The organism is Paenibacillus sp. FW507-14B1B, assembly GCF_058781425.1.
In genome coordinates, this window is sequence record NZ_JBYSWS010000001.1 from 1,533,439 (window position 1) to 1,551,939 (window position 18,501).

Annotated in this window: 13 protein-coding genes; all 13 read right to left on the reverse strand. The window is 46.2% G+C overall.

Annotation, left to right across the window (positions count from 1 at the left end):
- The gene (locus AC3WJJ_RS07400; protein WP_492539262.1) at positions 1-2,304 is read right to left on the reverse strand and encodes an HD family phosphohydrolase; all 2,304 of its coding nucleotides are present in this window, start codon (positions 2,302-2,304) and stop codon (positions 1-3) included.
- Between the two features lie 14 nt (positions 2,305-2,318).
- Positions 2,319-3,290 (reverse strand): PhoH family protein, encoded by a 972-nt coding sequence (locus AC3WJJ_RS07405; protein WP_492539264.1) that lies wholly within the window; start codon positions 3,288-3,290, stop codon positions 2,319-2,321.
- 6 nt (positions 3,291-3,296) lie between these two features.
- Positions 3,297-4,490, reverse strand: a complete 1,194-nt coding sequence (gene yqfD, locus AC3WJJ_RS07410; protein WP_492539265.1) for a sporulation protein YqfD — start codon at positions 4,488-4,490, stop codon at positions 3,297-3,299.
- The gene (yqfC, locus tag AC3WJJ_RS07415) at positions 4,487-4,780 is read right to left on the reverse strand and encodes a sporulation protein YqfC (protein WP_492539267.1); all 294 of its coding nucleotides are present in this window, start codon (positions 4,778-4,780) and stop codon (positions 4,487-4,489) included. The genes yqfD and yqfC overlap by 4 nt, the downstream gene beginning before the upstream one ends.
- A 168-nt stretch (positions 4,781-4,948) precedes the next feature.
- Positions 4,949-5,563 (reverse strand): YqfB family membrane protein, encoded by a 615-nt coding sequence (locus tag AC3WJJ_RS07420; protein ID WP_492539268.1) that lies wholly within the window; start codon positions 5,561-5,563, stop codon positions 4,949-4,951.
- 18 nt (positions 5,564-5,581) lie between these two features.
- Positions 5,582-6,586 (reverse strand): flotillin-like protein FloA, encoded by a 1,005-nt coding sequence (gene floA, locus AC3WJJ_RS07425; protein ID WP_492539270.1) that lies wholly within the window; start codon positions 6,584-6,586, stop codon positions 5,582-5,584.
- 79 nt (positions 6,587-6,665) lie between these two features.
- Positions 6,666-7,982: an NfeD family protein gene (locus tag AC3WJJ_RS07430; protein WP_492539629.1), complete on the reverse strand. Its 1,317-nt coding sequence runs from the start codon at positions 7,980-7,982 to the stop codon at positions 6,666-6,668.
- Positions 7,983-8,235: 253 nt separating this feature from the next.
- The gene (locus AC3WJJ_RS07435; protein WP_422660323.1) at positions 8,236-8,676 is read right to left on the reverse strand and encodes a GatB/YqeY domain-containing protein; all 441 of its coding nucleotides are present in this window, start codon (positions 8,674-8,676) and stop codon (positions 8,236-8,238) included.
- A 16-nt stretch (positions 8,677-8,692) separates the two neighbouring features.
- Complete coding sequence (gene rpsU, locus AC3WJJ_RS07440) at positions 8,693-8,866, reverse strand: 30S ribosomal protein S21 (protein WP_005547957.1); 174 nt, start codon at positions 8,864-8,866, stop codon at positions 8,693-8,695.
- A gap of 162 nt (positions 8,867-9,028) precedes the next feature.
- Positions 9,029-9,388 (reverse strand): histidine triad nucleotide-binding protein, encoded by a 360-nt coding sequence (locus AC3WJJ_RS07445; RefSeq protein ID WP_492539272.1) that lies wholly within the window; start codon positions 9,386-9,388, stop codon positions 9,029-9,031.
- 259 nt (positions 9,389-9,647) lie between these two features.
- On the reverse strand, positions 9,648-13,085 hold the full coding sequence (locus tag AC3WJJ_RS07450) for an SbcC/MukB-like Walker B domain-containing protein (RefSeq protein ID WP_492539274.1): 3,438 nt from the start codon (positions 13,083-13,085) through the stop codon (positions 9,648-9,650).
- Complete coding sequence (locus tag AC3WJJ_RS07455; RefSeq protein ID WP_492539276.1) at positions 13,082-14,260, reverse strand: exonuclease SbcCD subunit D; 1,179 nt, start codon at positions 14,258-14,260, stop codon at positions 13,082-13,084. Before AC3WJJ_RS07455 ends, AC3WJJ_RS07450 begins: the two co-directional genes overlap by 4 nt.
- Positions 14,261-14,358: 98 nt before the next feature.
- On the reverse strand, positions 14,359-18,501 hold the full coding sequence (addA, locus tag AC3WJJ_RS07460; RefSeq protein ID WP_492539630.1) for a helicase-exonuclease AddAB subunit AddA: 4,143 nt from the start codon (positions 18,499-18,501) through the stop codon (positions 14,359-14,361).

Genomic DNA, 18,501 nt, shown 5'->3' on the forward strand with positions numbered 1-18,501 from the left:
TCAAACGCTCCTTTTTTGGTCTTCTTCTTTAGATTCCTGTTTATCAGGGGTCACCGTTGTCTTCTGTTCTGGTAAACTATCCGGTTTTCCCTTCTTTATCTCTTCAGGGTACTCGATCCTGGAGTGGAAAATCCCCATAACCGTTTCCTTCAGTGTCCTAGCAATAATATCGAGCTCTTTCATCGTCAGATCACATTCGTTAAACTGATGGTCATCCAAGCGGCTCTTAATAATCTTCTCAATCATGGACTCTACTTGTTCCACCGTTGGCTTGCGAAGTGAACGAACAGCTGCCTCTACACTATCTGCAATGCCCACAACAGCGGCTTCCTTAGATTGCGCCTTCGGACCTGGATAACGGAAATCAGCTTCCGTAAAATCGGGCTCAACGCCCTGCTCCTCGGCTTGACGAAGTGCCTTGTGATAAAAGAAATGTAAAAATGTTGTTCCATGATGCTGCTCTGCAATATCACGGATCGGTTTTGGAAGCTTATAATCCTTTTGCATTTCCACACCGTCTCGTGCGTGAGCGACAATGATGGACTTACTTAATTTAGGATCAATCGAATCGTGTGGATTCTCCATGTTATTCTGATTTTCGATGAAATAGATGGGACGCTTGGTCTTACCAATATCATGATAATAAGAACCTACTCGGCATAATAATCCATCCGCACCAATGGCTTCAGCAGCTGCCTCTGACAGATTCCCAACCATAACACTGTGATGATAAGTCCCTGGTGTTTCTGTAAGCAACTTTCTCAGTAGCGGATGATTTGGATTCGATAGCTCCACAAGCTTAAGCGCTGAAAGAATGCCAAATGTGACTTCAAAAAACGGCATCAACCCGATCACTAATACAGCAGTTAATAACCCTCCTGCGATTGCAAAAGCTAACGCATATAAGGACTCCGCTCTCGTCCAGGATGAGTCATTAATGAGCAGCATAATCAGGACCGACATTGCTCCAAACAAAGAGACCATGATCCCGCCCTTTAGCAAAGTGGAGCGTTGACTGGCGCGATGAATCGAGAAGATGGCTACGCAAGACGTTACTACAGCAAAAAATCCAAAATGAAAATCAAACATTTCACCCTTATTCACATTCAGAATAACACTTGCCATAATGCTGAAAATGATAGCACTGAAATATGCTAAATGGATATCGAGCAGCAAAGTTACTAAGATGACCCCAATTGCCACGGGTGCTAAATATCCTACATAAGCGCGATCTTCACTCTGCAAAATCCCTGCTAAATGCATGGAGATCAGCGTAATCGCATAAATCAATACAAGCATAAGAATTTGGGAATTGTTATATTTGAATATATTCATATCAGACTGGCGAATAAACATCAATATACCTAAGGAAAGCAGCATAGAGAATAAGAAAAGACCAAGCTCAGGCCAATAATTGATCTCATCTTTCAATAGGCCATTCTTGCCAAGAAGTTCGTACAACTCAGGTGTGATCAGTTGCCCTTTCTGAACGAGCACATCCCCCTGCTTAATGAATACAGGCTGGGTATTCTCCCGAGCTTCCACCTTGGCTTCCTTAGTGGCCACCTCGTTATAGAACTTGTTCGCAGTTATCGAGAACCGCACAAGCTCCTGCACGACCTCTCTGGAGGTACGATCATTAAGCGAGCTCGCACTAACAAGCTCCGCAACCTTCGCTCTCGCTGTCTGTGCATCAACGATTTCATTCATCAAACGAGATACGATTTCCCTTGCTACGGATTTCATCTGGTTGATATCTTCAGGAGCAAGTCTCGGAATTTTAATGAACGTCTCTTCCGGTATACGGTAAGCTTGTTGTTCAATCACCTTTTTCATTTCATCAAATAGTTCAGGGGGATACGTCTCCGTCCCTCTATTGCTAGTAATGAAATTGTTCACGAAATCTTGCGCACGTTGTGGAATTTCCTTACGGTATATATCGATCTTATCTTGAACAGACACTTCATCTTGATTCAATCGATCAATCCGTTCGAATAACTGAGTTACTAGTAAGTCGTTACGCAAAGGGACATATGTATAAATGGGCTGTACCCGCTCAGCCGCTTCTTCTTGAGCCTTAAGGGTCGCCTTATTGTCCTCAATCTGCAAAGGAGCCATGATACTCTTTTCACTTCGTGTACCGACCTGAATATCATATCGTTCTGGAAGCAAGTTCATCGAAAAGCTAATGTAGAACATTAGGGCAAGCAATAAAAATAGAATATAGCGTGTCGCCACGCTATATTTCCAACCGTTATTCTTAACAGATATGGACTTGTCCGTCGATGGTTCTTTGGAGGCCATAGCGACAATCCCCTTTAATCTTGGTTTTCTGCTGCTTTATCATATGCGACGATGATTTTTTGTACTAAAGAGTGCCGTACAACATCCTGTTCTGCGAAAAAGACGAATCCGATATCCTCAATCTGATTCAGTACGGTTTTGGCTTCCACCAATCCCGATTTCTTTCCTCTTGGCAGGTCAATTTGTGTTACATCTCCCGTAATAACCATTTTCGAGCCAAAACCGAGCCTAGTCAAAAACATCTTCATTTGCTCAGGTGTTGTATTCTGCGCTTCATCCAAAATAATAAATGAATCATCAAGTGTCCGTCCCCGCATATAAGCAAGCGGCGCAATCTCAATCAATCCTCGTTCTAGCGCCTTCGCTACTTGGTCGGGCCCCATGACGTCATAGAGCGCATCATATAGCGGCCTTAAGTATGGGTCTACTTTCTCTTGAAGATCGCCTGGAAGGAAGCCTAGGCTCTCTCCAGCCTCAACAGCTGGCCGAGTGAGAATAATTCGTTTAGCTGTACCTTCTTTAAGAGCTGCTACAGCCAGAACGACAGCCAGATAAGTTTTACCCGTACCTGCTGGGCCAATTCCGAACACGATATCCCTTTTCTTAATGGTTGTGACGTAATGCTTCTGTCCGATTGTTTTCACACGGATCGGCTTACCCCGAAATGTTGTCGTAATTTCTCCCTTATACAGATCAAGCAACTGATCAGCACGCAAGTCTTTTGCCAGATCAACCGCATAAAGGACATCTCTTTCGGTCAGGATATATCCATTACGGACAAGCTGAAGCAGAACATCAAACAGCTGCTGCAGACTATCCACATGACGCTGCTCTCCTGAGATGGTAATAATCGCTTCTCTTGAGTCAATTCTCGCGGGAATTTCCGATTCAATAATCTTTAAAAAAGTATCCTGCGGCCCGAATAAGGAAAGTCCTTCAGACGCGCTTTGCAAAAAAATCTGAATGCTGGTCGTTTGCTGTGACAAATAGCCTCATTCTCCTTGATTGTATACTATGGGAAGTTCTTTCGAGATCGTCTCTTCCACCTCAAAAAGTACTTTCATATAAACTTTACCATTCTCTTTCTTATCATGCAAAATTTTTTGGCTTACTAGTCTGCTATCTGGGCCATATTTAGCCAAAATATCTCTAAAAGCGCTATCTAATCCTTCTTTCTTAGCTTCTTCCTCAGTTACAGTTGTTTTTGTTTCATTGACCTCCAATACCTTCTCCGTCATCCAACCAAAGGGAAGTACTCTTGAGCGCCAAGTAAGCGGATCATATAAAGTTAATGTCTCATGTTTCTCAAACGGAACCTCCCCGTATCCCCACAACTGGACAGCACGATTACCAAGCACGAGGTAAGATTTCTTAGAGGAATCCCCCGTATAGATTTTTCGTATTTTAACTAAGGGGACCTCAATCTGGTATTCATGCCACACAAGCCCCTTTACCTCTCCCTTAGCAACTACATTCTGCGCATTCTCCTCATCTCCTAATATGCCTGAGATAAGCACCTGCCCCTTCTTCACTCGGTTATTGATCTGAACTCTCGGAACGCCCTTCTCAGCATATATGTGGGTAATTACAGCATCACTCGTACTTACGAGATGTCTCGGACTAAGCAGTTCTGGTTTCTTCGGCACAGAAGCCTCTACAATCTGAATTCGAATGCTAGTACCGTTCCTTTCCACCCCCACCCAAGCGGTTTCCGGTAGCCGAGTTGCTAAGTTGGTAGAGAGCTTGTCCAGTGATTTAAGTCGAAATATCCATTGGTAAGGATACAACCCCTCCTGTTTAGCGGCTTCGAGCACATCCTCTGATGCAACTTTTTCATTGCCTTCCACACTTACGTTCCATACCATCGAAGATAAGGCGAGCAATATCGCAAAAAAAGCTACGATTCCACCCACGAACATTTTACGTTTCAACAAACGCAAAGCACGGAACGGCAAGCCGTGCCGTTCCTGAATACGCGTTCTGCAGCCTGTCCGCTTCAACAAAGGGCGCAGCCCTTTGAAATCATTCAGCAGCAGTTTGAACTCTGCCGAATGTTCCCCCGTTGGTCTAACATCCCATATTGGGGTTCCTGTTTCCGCCAATGCATTAATGAATGCTTCTACATGCTCCCCACGAACCGTAAGCTTCAAATAACCACGAATAGATATCATTGTCGGAATGTTCAAGGTTTCTCCCCCGTCCCTATGTAATTAATATGATTGATCGTCCCTTCAATGGTCACTTCACTACTTTGAATAGCTCGAATGGAGAGGTCAGAACCCGATATTTCCATAGAGCCCTGAGCAAGGGACAGTATAAGCTTCTCCGCCGAAAAATGACGGACGCCTCGATGATTTTCAATATGAAGCTCTTTATTGCCAATCAGGGTCAACCGCGGCAAGTCAAACAGCAAATCCTGTGGCAAATCGAGCATTTCTTGAGTCCATTTCTGCAGCTTGCGGCTGATGCGGGACATATGAAGGCCTTCCCCCTTCCTGTACTGTACACCTTATGAGCGAGAAGCCCTTTTTATGCAAGTTGAAAAGCTCTTCTACCCGTTGATTCATTTCCATCAGCTCACCAAGCATCAAATCCAGAAACCAAAAAAACCGCATCCATCAAAAGACGGATACGGTTTCCCTAACTACTTGCGGCCCATCGGTTTCTTAGAACGGGGTGGTCCCAAAATTTCAGCCCAGATGACACCGTTCAGAGCTTGTTTAGCAAACATTGATTGTTGTTTTTTCGTGGCAACATCAGTGTCCGTTACTTCTAGAATCGTTTCAGGTATGTGAGAAGTCATACGATCTAAATGCTTATGGATCTGATCCAATTCTGCTTGCATATTGCGCTTACGCTTCTCCATACTGTCTCGTTCCTCATGAGGATCATCTACATCTGAGAACAGATCCATTCGGCTCTCCATATCACTTGAAGGTTCGTAATAGATCTCCTTTTCTTGAGCATACGGATTAACCCCTCTGGTTTGCTTGTCATCGGTATTCTCATATGATCGATTTCCTACACTGTCCGCTGAGGCGGTTGTACCAGGACGGGGGTGGACACGACGGAGCTGCTGACCAGATTGCTCTGTCTTGGCTTGCCGTGGCCCTCTTCTGGTCGAATCGTCTCCTCCTCCAAAGGTAGGCATCTGACTAGGTTTACTTTCACCGCTGCCTTTGCCCATTTTCCCAAGTGCAGAGAGGATAAAGAAAGCGATACCCGCCACGATGTAAATATTATCAAGAATCCATTGCATCAGTGGCTCGCCTCATCTCTATTTATTGTTCTTCGGAGTGTCTGGGCCATCTGTACTTTCGCCCATCTTACCGAGGGATCCTCTCATTTGGGTATCAGCCTCGATATTCTTAAGGTTCATATAATCCATCACACCAAGCTTGCCATTGCTAAGCGCTTCTGCCATAGCGAGTGGTACCTGAGATTCGGATTCTACAACGCGCGCTCTCATCTCTACGACACGAGCCTTCATCTCTTGCTCTTGGGCAACCGCCATCGCACGGCGCTCCTCCGCTTTCGCTTGAGCGATCCGCTTATCCGCTTCCGCTTGCTCTGTTTGCAAGTATGCACCGATATTCTTACCTACATCCACGTCCGCAATATCGATCGACAGAATTTCAAACGCAGTACCAGCATCCAGTCCTTTTGATAATACCGTTCTCGAAATCAGATCTGGATTCTCTAACACATCTTTATGGGAACCAGCCGAACCGACCGTAGTAACAATCCCTTCCCCAACACGAGCAATAATTGTCTCTTCACCCGCACCACCGACGAGACGATCGATATTTGCACGTACTGTAACTCGAGCCTTAACCTTCACCTCAATACCATCCTTCGCTACAGCGGCTACAACCGGCGTTTCGATCACACGCGGGTTAACACTCATCTGTACCGCTTGAAGCACGTCACGGCCAGCTAGGTCGATTGCAGCAGCCCGTTCGAACTCAAGTGGAATATTCGCACGTTGTGCAGCAATCAATGCGTTTACGACGCGGTCCACATTACCACCCGCTAAGTAGTGACTTTCCAGTTGGTTAATATTCAAGCCAAGACCAGCTTTTGTCGCTTTAATAAGTGGATTCACGATACGACTTGGTGTAACGCGCCGTAGTCTCATAGCAACCAGTGTAATAATACCAATGCGCACACCCGATGCGAGTGCAGAGATCCAGAGCATCAGTGGGAAGAAACTGAAAAACACGCTCAGTACGATGATCGCCACGACCGCAATCAGTAAAATTGGAATCAAACCTTCTGTCATATACATCATCTCCATATCAGATTATTTGGTTAGGTTTATCTTACCAAAGAAAGCAAGTAACGCAACCACTTCCGAACACTTACACTTCTACTTCCTCAACAACAATTCGGGTTCCGTCCGTCTTTAACACACGCACAGCACGACCTGGATCTATAAAACCTCCTACGGTCACCACGTCAAACCGACGCCCCTCAAACTCTGCTGTCCCCGAAGGCCGAAGTGGTGTAACACTTGTACCAACAACACCAATCAGAATATCACGGTCCTCAATCGGAATATAACCTTGCTCTTTCGTTAGACTCTCCTGCAAGATAAATTTATTCCAGATCCCTCGCTCCTTAAACACAACTGCCACAACAATAATAGCTACAAGAGCACAAGCGGCCGCAATACCTAGTGATAGCGCCACATGCGATGTACTATATGCTGCACGCACAACTCCAACAATCAAGCTTGCGGATCCAATAATACCTAAGATGCCAAAACTCGGAACAAACAACTCCATAAGGAGCATCGCAATACCAATAATGAAGAGCAGCCATGTCTCTGATCCGGCAAATCCAGCAACCGAGTTACCGAAGAAATATAAAACAAAGGCCGCAATCCCTAGTATGCCCGGAACACCAAAGCCTGGAACAATCACTTCAATGATAACTCCCGCAATACCAATAAAGAGCAGTAAGGTCATCACACCAGGACTTGTCAAAAATGTTGCTAACTTCTCCGAAAAGGTACGTTCCATGTGGAACACATCATTCGTAGAGTAACCCATCCACTCAATGACTTCATTGGTGCTATTCGCAATCTTATCAGCATAACCAACCTTTAAAGCTTCATCTGGTGATAAGGCTATAATCTCGCCAGCCTCTTTCGTCTTACCGATCTCAGGCATCTCTACCTTCATCTTGAGGTCTGTCATGCCCTGAGCAATCTCCTTCTGGCGACCCTTCGACTCCGCAGCACTTGCCATCTTACTCTTCCACCAAGCAATCATCTTAGGGTCTTCTACGGGATTACCCATGCCATCGACCATGGACGCTGCACCAATCATACTACCTTCAGCCATCACAATCTTATCTGCATTAAGCGCAATAAAGCTTCCGGCTGAAGCAGCATCCCCGCGAATAAAGGCTACGGTTGGAATCTTAGTATTCTTAATTAAGTTACCAATCTCATCAGCTTGATCCACTCGGCCACCAGGTGTATTAATCTCCAGGACTATTAAACCTGCTTCCATCTTCTCAGCCTCTGCGAATCCGCGCTTCATAAAGCTGGTCAATCCACGTTCTATCTGGTGCTCTACAGGAATCACATAAACCGAACCGATGTTAGCCGCCGCAGCAGTATTGCCTGGACTTACATACATCCCAGCAGACATCAGAATAAAAACTAGCATTCCTACGCATGCCCACACTCTACCCAGCCATGTTCCTCTTATCTTCAACTCTTCCCCTCCTTTACGACATATTATGCCAGTAATTCGCATATATCGATAGGGCAAACCATGCGAATGGCCTCGGGATTAACTTATGTATAAACTCCCCATCTTATGGTAGTTACTACGAATAACTTTACATTTCGTTTCAAAAATGTTGCACCAACGAAAAAAACACCCCTTGAAAAAATCAAGGGATGTTTCGCTTATGTTGTTACAGAAATTGTTGAACAACTTGGTTGACAAGCTTTCCGTCTGCACGCCCTTTAACTTTCGGCATGAGAGCGCTCATTACTTTACCCATTTCGGCTTTTGAAGAAGCACCGGTTTCCTGGATGGTCTGCTTTACAATGACTTTAATTTCTTCTTCAGAAAGCTGTTCCGGGAGGTAGGCGCTAAGAAATTCAATTTCTGCTTTCGCATCGGCGGCAAGATCTTCACGACCTGCTTTTTCAAAATCTTGGAGGGCATCTTTGCGCTGTTTGATTTCACGACCAATAATATCAAGCACTTCGCTGTCATCCAAACTTCTTTTCAAATCTATTTCAAGATTTTTAATCGTCGAACGAACCATTCGAATGTTGGAGAGTTTGAACTTGTCCTTACTCTTCATCGCTTGCTTCATATCTTCGTTCAATCGTTCGCTAAGATTCATGCTAGTTCATTTCCTCCTAAAACTTTCTCTTACGAGCAGCCTCGGACTTTTTCTTGCGCTTTACGCTTGGCTTTTCATAATGCTTGCGTTTCTTCACTTCTGCCAAGACACCATCTTTAGCAATGGAACGTTTGAAGCGACGAAGTGCAGCATCAATTGTCTCGTTTTTGCGAACTTTCGTTTCAGACACCAGTTTTCCCTCCCTCCGACCAGACCGTCCAAGAGCAATAACACGGTTCATCATTCTTCATTATAGGGCAAACTGAAATATGGTGTCAACCTTGAGTGTATTTTTTTAGAGTTAAAAGATAATATCTTTCTAATCTTACCGTTCCTCTTAGCTCTATTATAATTAGGCGTGCGAGTTTGAAATGCCTGTTAATGCACCTAGACGCGCCCCACCCAGCACATGATAGTGTAAATGATGAACAGTCTGTTCACCGTCACGTCCACAGTTGTTGATCAGACGATATCCACTTTCTGCAATACCCAGTTCAGCAGCAGCCTCTTGTGCTGCTTTATGAATCTCACCGATCAGTTCATAATCTTCTCCCTGAACATCATTCATAGAAGCGATATGTTTCTTCGGAATGACGAGGACATGAACCGGTGCAGCAGGTTGTATATCATGAAACACGAGTACCTTATCATTCTCTAGAACTTTTTTGGAAGGAATATCTCCATTGACTATTTTGCAGAACAAGCAATCCATATCAATCATACCTCCTATAACGGTTATCTTGATCCCATCATACAAGAAAACCTGTAAATCCGTCCAATGATAACAAAAAAAATAGAAGCACCCAGGTCAGCTGGAACACAGCTGTCCAGCAAGCGGGCGTATGATCCAAGAGAGATCGCTCTCGTCCATACGTCCGCCGGGGTGCTTCTAAATAGAATGTCGGCTTAGCTGTATTATAACAGCGCCATGTAACTGTCTCTGTGAAAAAAGTCACGACGCAAATTCATTCTCACATTGTCTCCAGAATGATCTGTGAGCCACCACCGGTTTGCTCAGCTGGTCGCACGACCAATTTTCGTGCAAGACGCGCTCTAAGCTCTGGTACATGGCTAATGATACCTACCGTAAGCTGATCGTTGTGCAATTTTTCAAGCGAAGTAATCACGGTGTCGAGTAGTTCCGGATCCAGTGTACCAAACCCTTCATCCAAGAAGAAGAACTGAAGTGGATACTGGCCTCTCAGTTGAATTTGGGCCGATAACGCAAGTGCAAGGGATAGAGAAGTTAGGAATGTTTCTCCACCAGAAAGTGTTGATACAGGCCTGCGAACTCCCCCATTGGCATCATCCCGAATAACAAATCCACCGCCAGAGTCTACTTCCAAGGAATAACGCTGCTTCGTGAGGAATCTCAAGCGCTGTGACGCGGATTGACTGACCTGCATTAACTGCTCTTCCGCAACATATTCTACGAACGCGTTCCCCCGAAGACAAGACTGCAGCTTGGAAAGCCGCTCCCCTTCCTCAGCATGCATCAATCTGCGTTCTTCAAGCTCCATAAAACGAACATGGCGTGTACGAAGGTCTTCAAGATCTCTTTCTGCACGAGCCTTGGATTGAATCGCCATTTCATCTGATTGACGATAATGTTCAAGTTGCAGACAACATTCTTGCCAATCCGCTTCGTTAAACTGAGCTCCCTTCAGCTTCGACTCAACATCCTTAAGTCGCAGGGACCATTCACGCTGTCCTTCCCGATGAGCTTGGACTTGTACGGATAGTCTATCCGTTTCTTCTGGAGTCATAAAGGCTTCAAGAACCCCTTCTTCTGTAGCAAACGGCGAGTCCTTAAGCTGGGTCAGCCAGCGTTCTTCAGCCGCCTTAGCATGCGCTGCCGCTGAATCAGCTGCTTGCTTCGCGATGGCCGCATCTTTTGCCGCTTGCTGCTTCGCCTCTTCGGCTTTGCGGCGTTCCTGTCTAGCATGCTCCGCTGCCGATTTAAGATCAAGAAGACGTTGCTTGCATTCCTGCAGTAACTCCTCTGCCGAACTGTCTCCAATCCACGTCCGGAGCCGATGTTCTTTCTCCTGCAACAGTTCCTGTTTGCCTTGATCCTGAGCATCCCACTGAATTAACTGCTTTTCCAGTTCGCGAGCCTGACCCTCCAGATGAAGTACTACGTGCTTCTTTTCTTCCAAAAAGGGAACACTGCGCTCTAGGCCATCTTTTACAGATTCCGCTTTAGCGTCACGTTCCTGCATCTCTTTGAATCGACTCTCAACTTCCTGTAGACTGAGCCCTTGATAACTTTCTTCCCATACCTGCTTCAATGCCTTTATGTCATCTTTCAATCCAGTTAACTTTGTATTGAGCTGTTCAAATAACGAATTTGCATTCTCGACAGAAGCCGAACGTTTGGCCAACTCCTGCTGTAGAGTAGCTAACTTTTGCTGTAACAATGTCGCCTTCTCTCTATATTCACGGAGAATAGAAGCTTGAGTTGAGGTAAAGGCCTTCAATGCTTCTACGAATTGTTCAAGACTAGAAAGCTCATCGGCAGGCTTACGACTGGAAGCCTGATCGATAACCAGACCAGCAGCTGCTTCACCTAAAGCAATGTGTACAGAAATCTCCTCAGTAGCCACTTTCTCGCAGCTTGATGCTGGGATTGGTAAACTTGAGATCTCATTCAGTTGCTGACGCAGTACTAGTCGAATCTCTTGCACTTCTTCTTGGACTTGGCGTATACGCTCAAGCTGAAGCTCCCCGGAGTGATCTGACAACGCTTCTGGCTGAACGGGTGCAGGATGATGAGCACTTCCGCATACCGGACAAGCCTCTCCCTCACGAAGTTCAGAAGCAAGCGAGAGAGATAAAGCATGAAGCTGCTGTTCTCGAAGGGATTCATTCATCGCTTTGAATACTGATGCTGCCTGAGCCGATCCATCATCAACAGATTTCACGGCATGAGTAGCCGAGTTCTGAAGCAGCGATATCTCAGCAGCCAAGATTTCCAGTTGTTGCTGGAATTCTTTTTCAGTAGTTCGTGTTTCCTGTAGTTCTGTTTCCGCCTTATTCAGCTTCGCACGCTGTCCCTTTACTTCTGCCTCAGCTTTTGTTAATTGCTCTTCTGCAAGCAAGATTGATTGTCGCTTATGCATCGCGTCATGCAGCATTTGACGATCTTGGGAACGTGTCTCTAACAGCTTCAGGGAATCCTTTAATTCATCCCTACGTTTTCTACCTCTTTCTAGCAATTCTTGTTCCTTATATAACTGTTCATTCGTTTTGTTAAGTAACTCTCTTGTCTTCACTCGCTGTTCCGTTAGTTCAGAAAGCTCACGCTGTAAAATATTCCGTTCGCGCTGTAACGCAGCTGCTTGCTCCAATTGCTCTGCTCGTAATACAAGCTTCGGCTCCTCTGCTGACAATACCTCCGCTGCTGCGTCATCCGCCACAGTAGCACGCTGCGCTACCACTTCCATCTGTTCTGCTGCATTGAATAACAGTTCCGCTTTTTCCAAAAGCTGGCCATGTGTCTTTACAGATTCGCGCAGGGTGTCCAGTACAGGAACAAGCTGCTTGGCAGCTGCACCAAGCTCGAGTTGCCGCTCATAGTTCTTCATCTCTTCTTCACGGGCCGACAGATCATCTAGTTTACTTCTCAATCGACGCTGCTCAAGGTCAAGCTCTCGCACTTTACTCATACGCTCACTACGCTCGGTGGCAGCAAGCAACTGTTTTCTGGATTCACCGGCGTGTTTTGCCGCTTCTAAGAGCATTTTTTCAGCTTCATTTAAAGCCTCTTTACCTGCATTTCCTAGACCTTGCTGCTCCGCCTCCAAGGATCTAAGAGCCCCATCATTGTCTTTCACTCTTCGGCTCAACTTGACTGCAAGCTGGTCACCATAACGTTCAAGATGAAACAAACGTTGAAGCATCTGACGCCGTTCACTTCCCTTTAAGGATAGGAATTCTGCGAATTTACCTTGAGGTAGCACAACCGCTCTTGTGAAGTCGTCCATCTTAAGACCAATCTTCTCTTCGACACATCTTGTGACATCCGCCAGCTTATCCGCAATTACAGCCTCACCTTCACTTGTAATGGCAACAAAGCGGCTAATTGTATTGCTTACAGATAATTCGTTAACCCGCTTAAATCTGCGTTCAACCCGGTAGCGCTCCGGCCCATCTGCTGAAGCTAGTTCAAAGGTAAATGAAACGGACAGACTGTCCTCTGAATGATTCATAATACCTTGTGTTCCGTTTACCGCCCGCTCGACTTTGCCATACATGGCCAAGGTGATGGCATCAAGCAGTGTTGACTTACCACTACCCGTCGGTCCAAATATCCCGAACAATCCCGTCTCGCACAGCTTCTCGAAATCTATTTCCTGTGGTTCACGATAGCTCTGAAGGCCCGCTACTTTCAGCAATATCGGCTTCATTCTGTCACCTCCTGCCCTGCTGACTCTTCTTCATCCACAAGTTCCATGAACAAATGTACCAAGCTGTCATCCGGCTCTGCTCCTCCGGTCTGACGCTGATAGAACTTTCGGAACAAATCAGGCAAAGGAATCCGTGAGCGTTCGATCTCAAGCTCTAGCGCCTCCATTTCAGGATAGATCGGTCGAATATGCACGATACCATCACGGCTTTTACGTAAACGCTGGATATCTGCGAGTCCCATAGCTTCGGTTAATGACACTTCCAGATCAATAAAAGCATTCATATCTCGTTCTTCATCAAGCCACCGATATACCTCCTGAAGCCCCCCCTTCGCCTTCCAGCGAACGAGCGGACGACCACTACTGAGGAATAGCTCTTCGATCACCGGTGTGCATCCAGGTGAAACATCTATCATCGTTACAGATTTAGCTTGTCCAGCTTCGGAAAAGCTGTATGCCAGCGGCGATCCGCTGTAGCGTATAATCCCTTCACCTTTAACAGCTTGAGGGCGGTGGAGATGCCCCAAAGCCGTGTAGCAAGCGCCCATAGCAAGAGCAGATGGATCTACTGTATACGCGCCCCCCACTTGAATCGGTCGCTCTGACTCGCTCTCTAGTCCTCCAAGCACGTAAATATGACTCATGGCCAAATTTACGGTTTTTGGTGAAAAATCACGCGCCATTAGCTGCATCAGTTTACCGACCCGCTCACTATATGCTCGGCGAAGTTCATCTTCATTTCCATCCGCGGTTAGCAGCTCATTCAGCCTTGCTTCTGAGGGATATGGAAGTGCCGCGATCTTAGCAATCTCACCTGTTCTTGGAGTGGTGACCGTTATAGCTTCCGACGAAGGAAGCCCAACTAAAGTGATTCCTCGTTTAGATACAAGAGGCGTTACTGAAGATACCCGTTCAGGCTGATCATGGTTGCCTGCAATAACAACAAGCGGACGCCCTCCTTCTGTCAGCCGGGCGGCAGCATCATAGAACAACTGCTCTGCTGCTGCTGGCGGATTGACCGAATCGTATACATCACCCGCCATCAATATGAGATCAGCGCATTGATCATTCGCCATATGAACGAGCTCATCCAAAAACGCTTCTTGCTCTGCCAAACGGCTCCGTCCTTCAAGGGTACGACCCAAATGCCAGTCACCCGTATGCAAAATCCGCATAACGCTTCATTCTCCTCCCTACTGAAAACGTACTCCTTGAAACCTATGGTATCAAGGAGCATTGTTGTTTGTTTCTATTCACATTCAAACGATATTAACTATATGAGTACAGCGTGTCCCCCATCATCGAAAAAATAGAGCCATCTTTCAGAGATTGGTTCGCCTAATATGTCCTCGAGTGCTTTGCTATACAAATCCAGCTGGAAGCGATACTGCTCTGTTAATGCTTCAATACCTCCACGGTGCTCAAGTACCCGATCTGTTTTGTAATCCAGCAGGACTAATTGTCCATTATATCTGAACAAGCAGTCCACAACTCCCTGGATTAATACAGTCTCTTCTTCAAACAGCTGATCACGGTTTGAAGCGGTTATCCTAGTACTGTCTGCGATTCCTAGAACGGCTAAGCCTTGATAGGCTTCCGCAGCCGAAAGGCCATAAGAGAAAGGCATTTCTCGCCAAATTTGCTGTGCCTCAATCAATTTCTCACCTACTGGTGAATGGAAAACACCTAGAATGTCTTCTGGTCTCACCGCTTCCGCTTGTACTCTGGTGATCGTCTCATTCTCCGTAAGCTTTGCAATTGTCTCTTCTATGACAGGGAGATCGGTATTATGACTAATAGGCATATGCTGCATTATCGTGTGATAAACCGTCCCTCGTTCTGCTGGGGTCAGGGCTTTATTTTCCATGAATTTTGGTCTTCGCAGTTGGAAAGTGAACTGAGCATTATCTTTCTGTTTGTCCTCCTGCTGTCTGTGGACAGCCGCTTCCTCCATCATATCAAGCGAAGGACTATCCTGCATGGTCAGTAGTTTTTTCATCTCCGAAACGGATGTTTTCGCAGGGATCCCACTTAGCTCTGCATATGGATAAGACCAGCTCAAGCGTTGGTATATCTCTTGTCTCATTTCTTGAAGACTGCCCTCTTCATTCCACCCAATATCGGCAACCGGCTCAAGTTTATGCAGTGCCGCTTCTTTATCAGACCTGTCTGGGCTCTGTGTTTCCTCCTCCGAAACTATAGTTGTCTCAGCAAGCGATTCAGAACTCATCAAATGAATAACCCACCTTGTGCTATCTGAAGATAAAGGGGTGTGATCAAGTGTATCTAAACCAGCAGCCTCTCTCAAAATGCGCGCAGATGGATGACGTATAATTGCCGGTCCGATCCAGTCCAGATAACTCCGTCCACGCGCAAGTAAGTAATCCGGAAGGAGTAGATCCCGCACATGATCAGCTTGCGCCCAACTGCTTATTTTTTTCGGAAGGTCTTTCAGCGTTCCAACCAACACCATCTTCTCTTTCGGTCTGGTAAGCGCGACATAAAGTACACGCATCTCTTCAGCAAGTAATTCGAGCTGGGATCTACGACGAATCGCTAGATTCGGCAGTGTTGGATAACTGACTCTCAGCTTTTCATCTACATACTTCGGTCCAAAACCGAGCTCCTTATGCATCAGGAAAGGTACATTCAAATCCTGTTGGTTGAATTTTTTCGATATACCAGCCACAAACACGATAGGAAATTCTAAGCCCTTACTCTTGTGAATGGTCATTAAACGTACAGCATTTCCTTGGGTCTCCGTTGTTCCTGCAGCCCCTAAATCTCCACCATTATCACGCAAGCGAGAAATAAATGTTAGGAAACGAAACAAACCTCTGGATGAAGTGTCCTGTTCATACTGCACAGCCCGGTCATATAGCGCCGTCAGATTCCCCCTACGCTGCGCACCACCAGGTAGACCACCAATCCAATCCAGATACCCCGTCTCACTGTAAATCCGCCATATGAGATCACTTAAACTTCCTTGACGTGCATCTTTACGCCAACTATGAAGTCTCTCCATGAACTTCTTCAATTTTTTGAAAAGCTCATTTGATATAACAGGTCGTTCATCGCTTACATTCTCTGTATAGATTGAACTTATTTTGTGATTCTGACCGTCCACCAAATCTGCCACACCTGCTGCAGCCTCGGCAAATCCCGGTAACTCAAGTCCCGCAAGCCATGAACCGGTGTTCATATCTGTATCAAATAGATCCGGCATATACCCGGCAACCGCTTCGGAAAGAGCATCATAGAAAGCTCCTGAAGCGCAAAGGCGAACCTGGGCTAGCTCCTCCTCCGTTAATCCCACAATCGGAGACCTGAGCACAGAAGCAAGCGGAATATCCTGCCGTGGATTGTCTATCACCTGAAGTAAAGAGAGCATAATCTCGACCTCAATCGCTTGAAAGTACCCCTTGCTCTGATCCCCAAAGGATGGAATACCTTCCTGTCGAAGCTCCTCCATAATCAGGGGGGCCCACACCATCGCGGAGCGGAGCAGGATTACCATATCCCCATATTGCGCTGGTCGCATAGATTTCAATGACTTATCAAACACCATCAAAGGCTTGCCATTCTCTCCTGTCATCGCCCGAATTCGGCGAGCAATCGCCCTAGCTTCCAGTTGGGCGGTTTCCATCTCCAGACGCTCAGCCTCGGGAAGATAGCCCTCTGAATCTGAGGTGTCTTCATCCTTCACATCTTCAGACTCTGGACCCAGACGGTCTATGAGGAGAAGTTCGGGTGCATACGAATGCTCTTCCCTCTTTTCGGATGTATCCTCTTCTGTTACCTCGGCAATCTTATCCACCTCCGGGAAGGAGGCACCGCATACAAGCTCAGCACGATGATCATAAGCAATCTCGGCAACCGATTCGTTCATAATTTGCCTGAATAGCATATTCACAGCATCAACGACTTCCATCCGGCTTCTGAAATTGCGAGCGAGATCAATTCGAATGCCAGAAGATTCAAGCGAATCTAGGCGTTCTGAAGCATCATACTCCTCCTGATCACCAGTACCGAACTTTTTATACTTGTCCAAGAATAATCCAGGCTCCGCCAAACGGAAACGATAAATACTTTGCTTCACATCACCAACCATAAATCGATTACCCGGTGACTCTCTCGAGATCAAACGGACGATATCTTCCTGAACACTATTCGTATCCTGATATTCATCAAGCAGCACTTCATCAAACTGCTGCCGATATTCGAGCGCTGCATCTGAAGGCATAAGATGATCTGGATCTGAGTCCTTATGTCTTAAGATTTGAAGACAATAATGCTCCAAATCATTGAAATCCACGGTGCTTTTAGCTGCCTTTGCCGCGCGATATCGGTCTGCAAAAGTTATCACCGTCTCCACCAGCTCATTCATAAGCGGAGCCGCTGTTTGCATTTCATGCACAAACTCAGAAGCCGGACGTCCAAACAACGCGGTTTTAAGTTCATTAACCATCTTTTTGACCGTGTCACGAAGTTCTTTGACGCGCTCCTGCAGTTCAGGTACCACATCATCCTTGCGGACCGATTTTAGCTTACCGAAAGACACATTTCGAAACATATCATAAAGCTGATCCCAAGGCTTCGTGTCTACCGCTTCAATCAGAGAATCAATCAAAAATCTATCTTCTTCGAGATTCACGGCATATGGCGCTGGTCCTCCCGGCTGAAGTGCAACTGCCATTGCCTGCTCAAGCAGACCAACGGCCCCCGATAATGCCAGACGTGCATCCGTCAGAATACTACGAACCCAAGCGGTCTCTCCAAGCGCTGTCGTATCCTCCACCTGAAATGCAGCTGCCGTATCCCGGAGCCACCGATCTGGCCAAGAATGACTGCGTGAGAAATTATACAGTCGCTGCACGAGTCGGTACAACGCATCATCACTGCGTTCCCCGCTGAACCAGTCAGCAAGCTGAAGGAATGTTCCACCATTCTCAGCATCACCATATTTTTCTTCGAATAGCTCCTCCAAAATATCCTGCCGCATCAACTCAGCTTCATGCTCATTTAATATTCGAAAATTAGGATCCAAGGGAATTAGTTGATAATAGCGTCTAATCACTTCCATACAAAAGGAATGAAGCGTTGTTATTGAGGCCCTTCCCAGCAGCGCAAGTTGCCGGCGAAGATGCTCATTGTCTGGATCTTTTTCCAATTCTCGATCAAGTGCTTCCCGAATACGTTCACGCATTTCTGCCGCCGCTGCTTTCGTAAAGGTTGCCACGAGTAAACGATCTACACTAAAACCCGCACTTTCATCCGTGATTTTGCGAATAATGCGCTCAACTAGTACGGCGGTTTTACCGGAACCTGCAGCAGCGGCAACTAAAATATCGTCACCACTAAGAGCGATCGCTTTCCATTGATCATCACTCCACATACTTCCTTCCGGTTTCGTCAT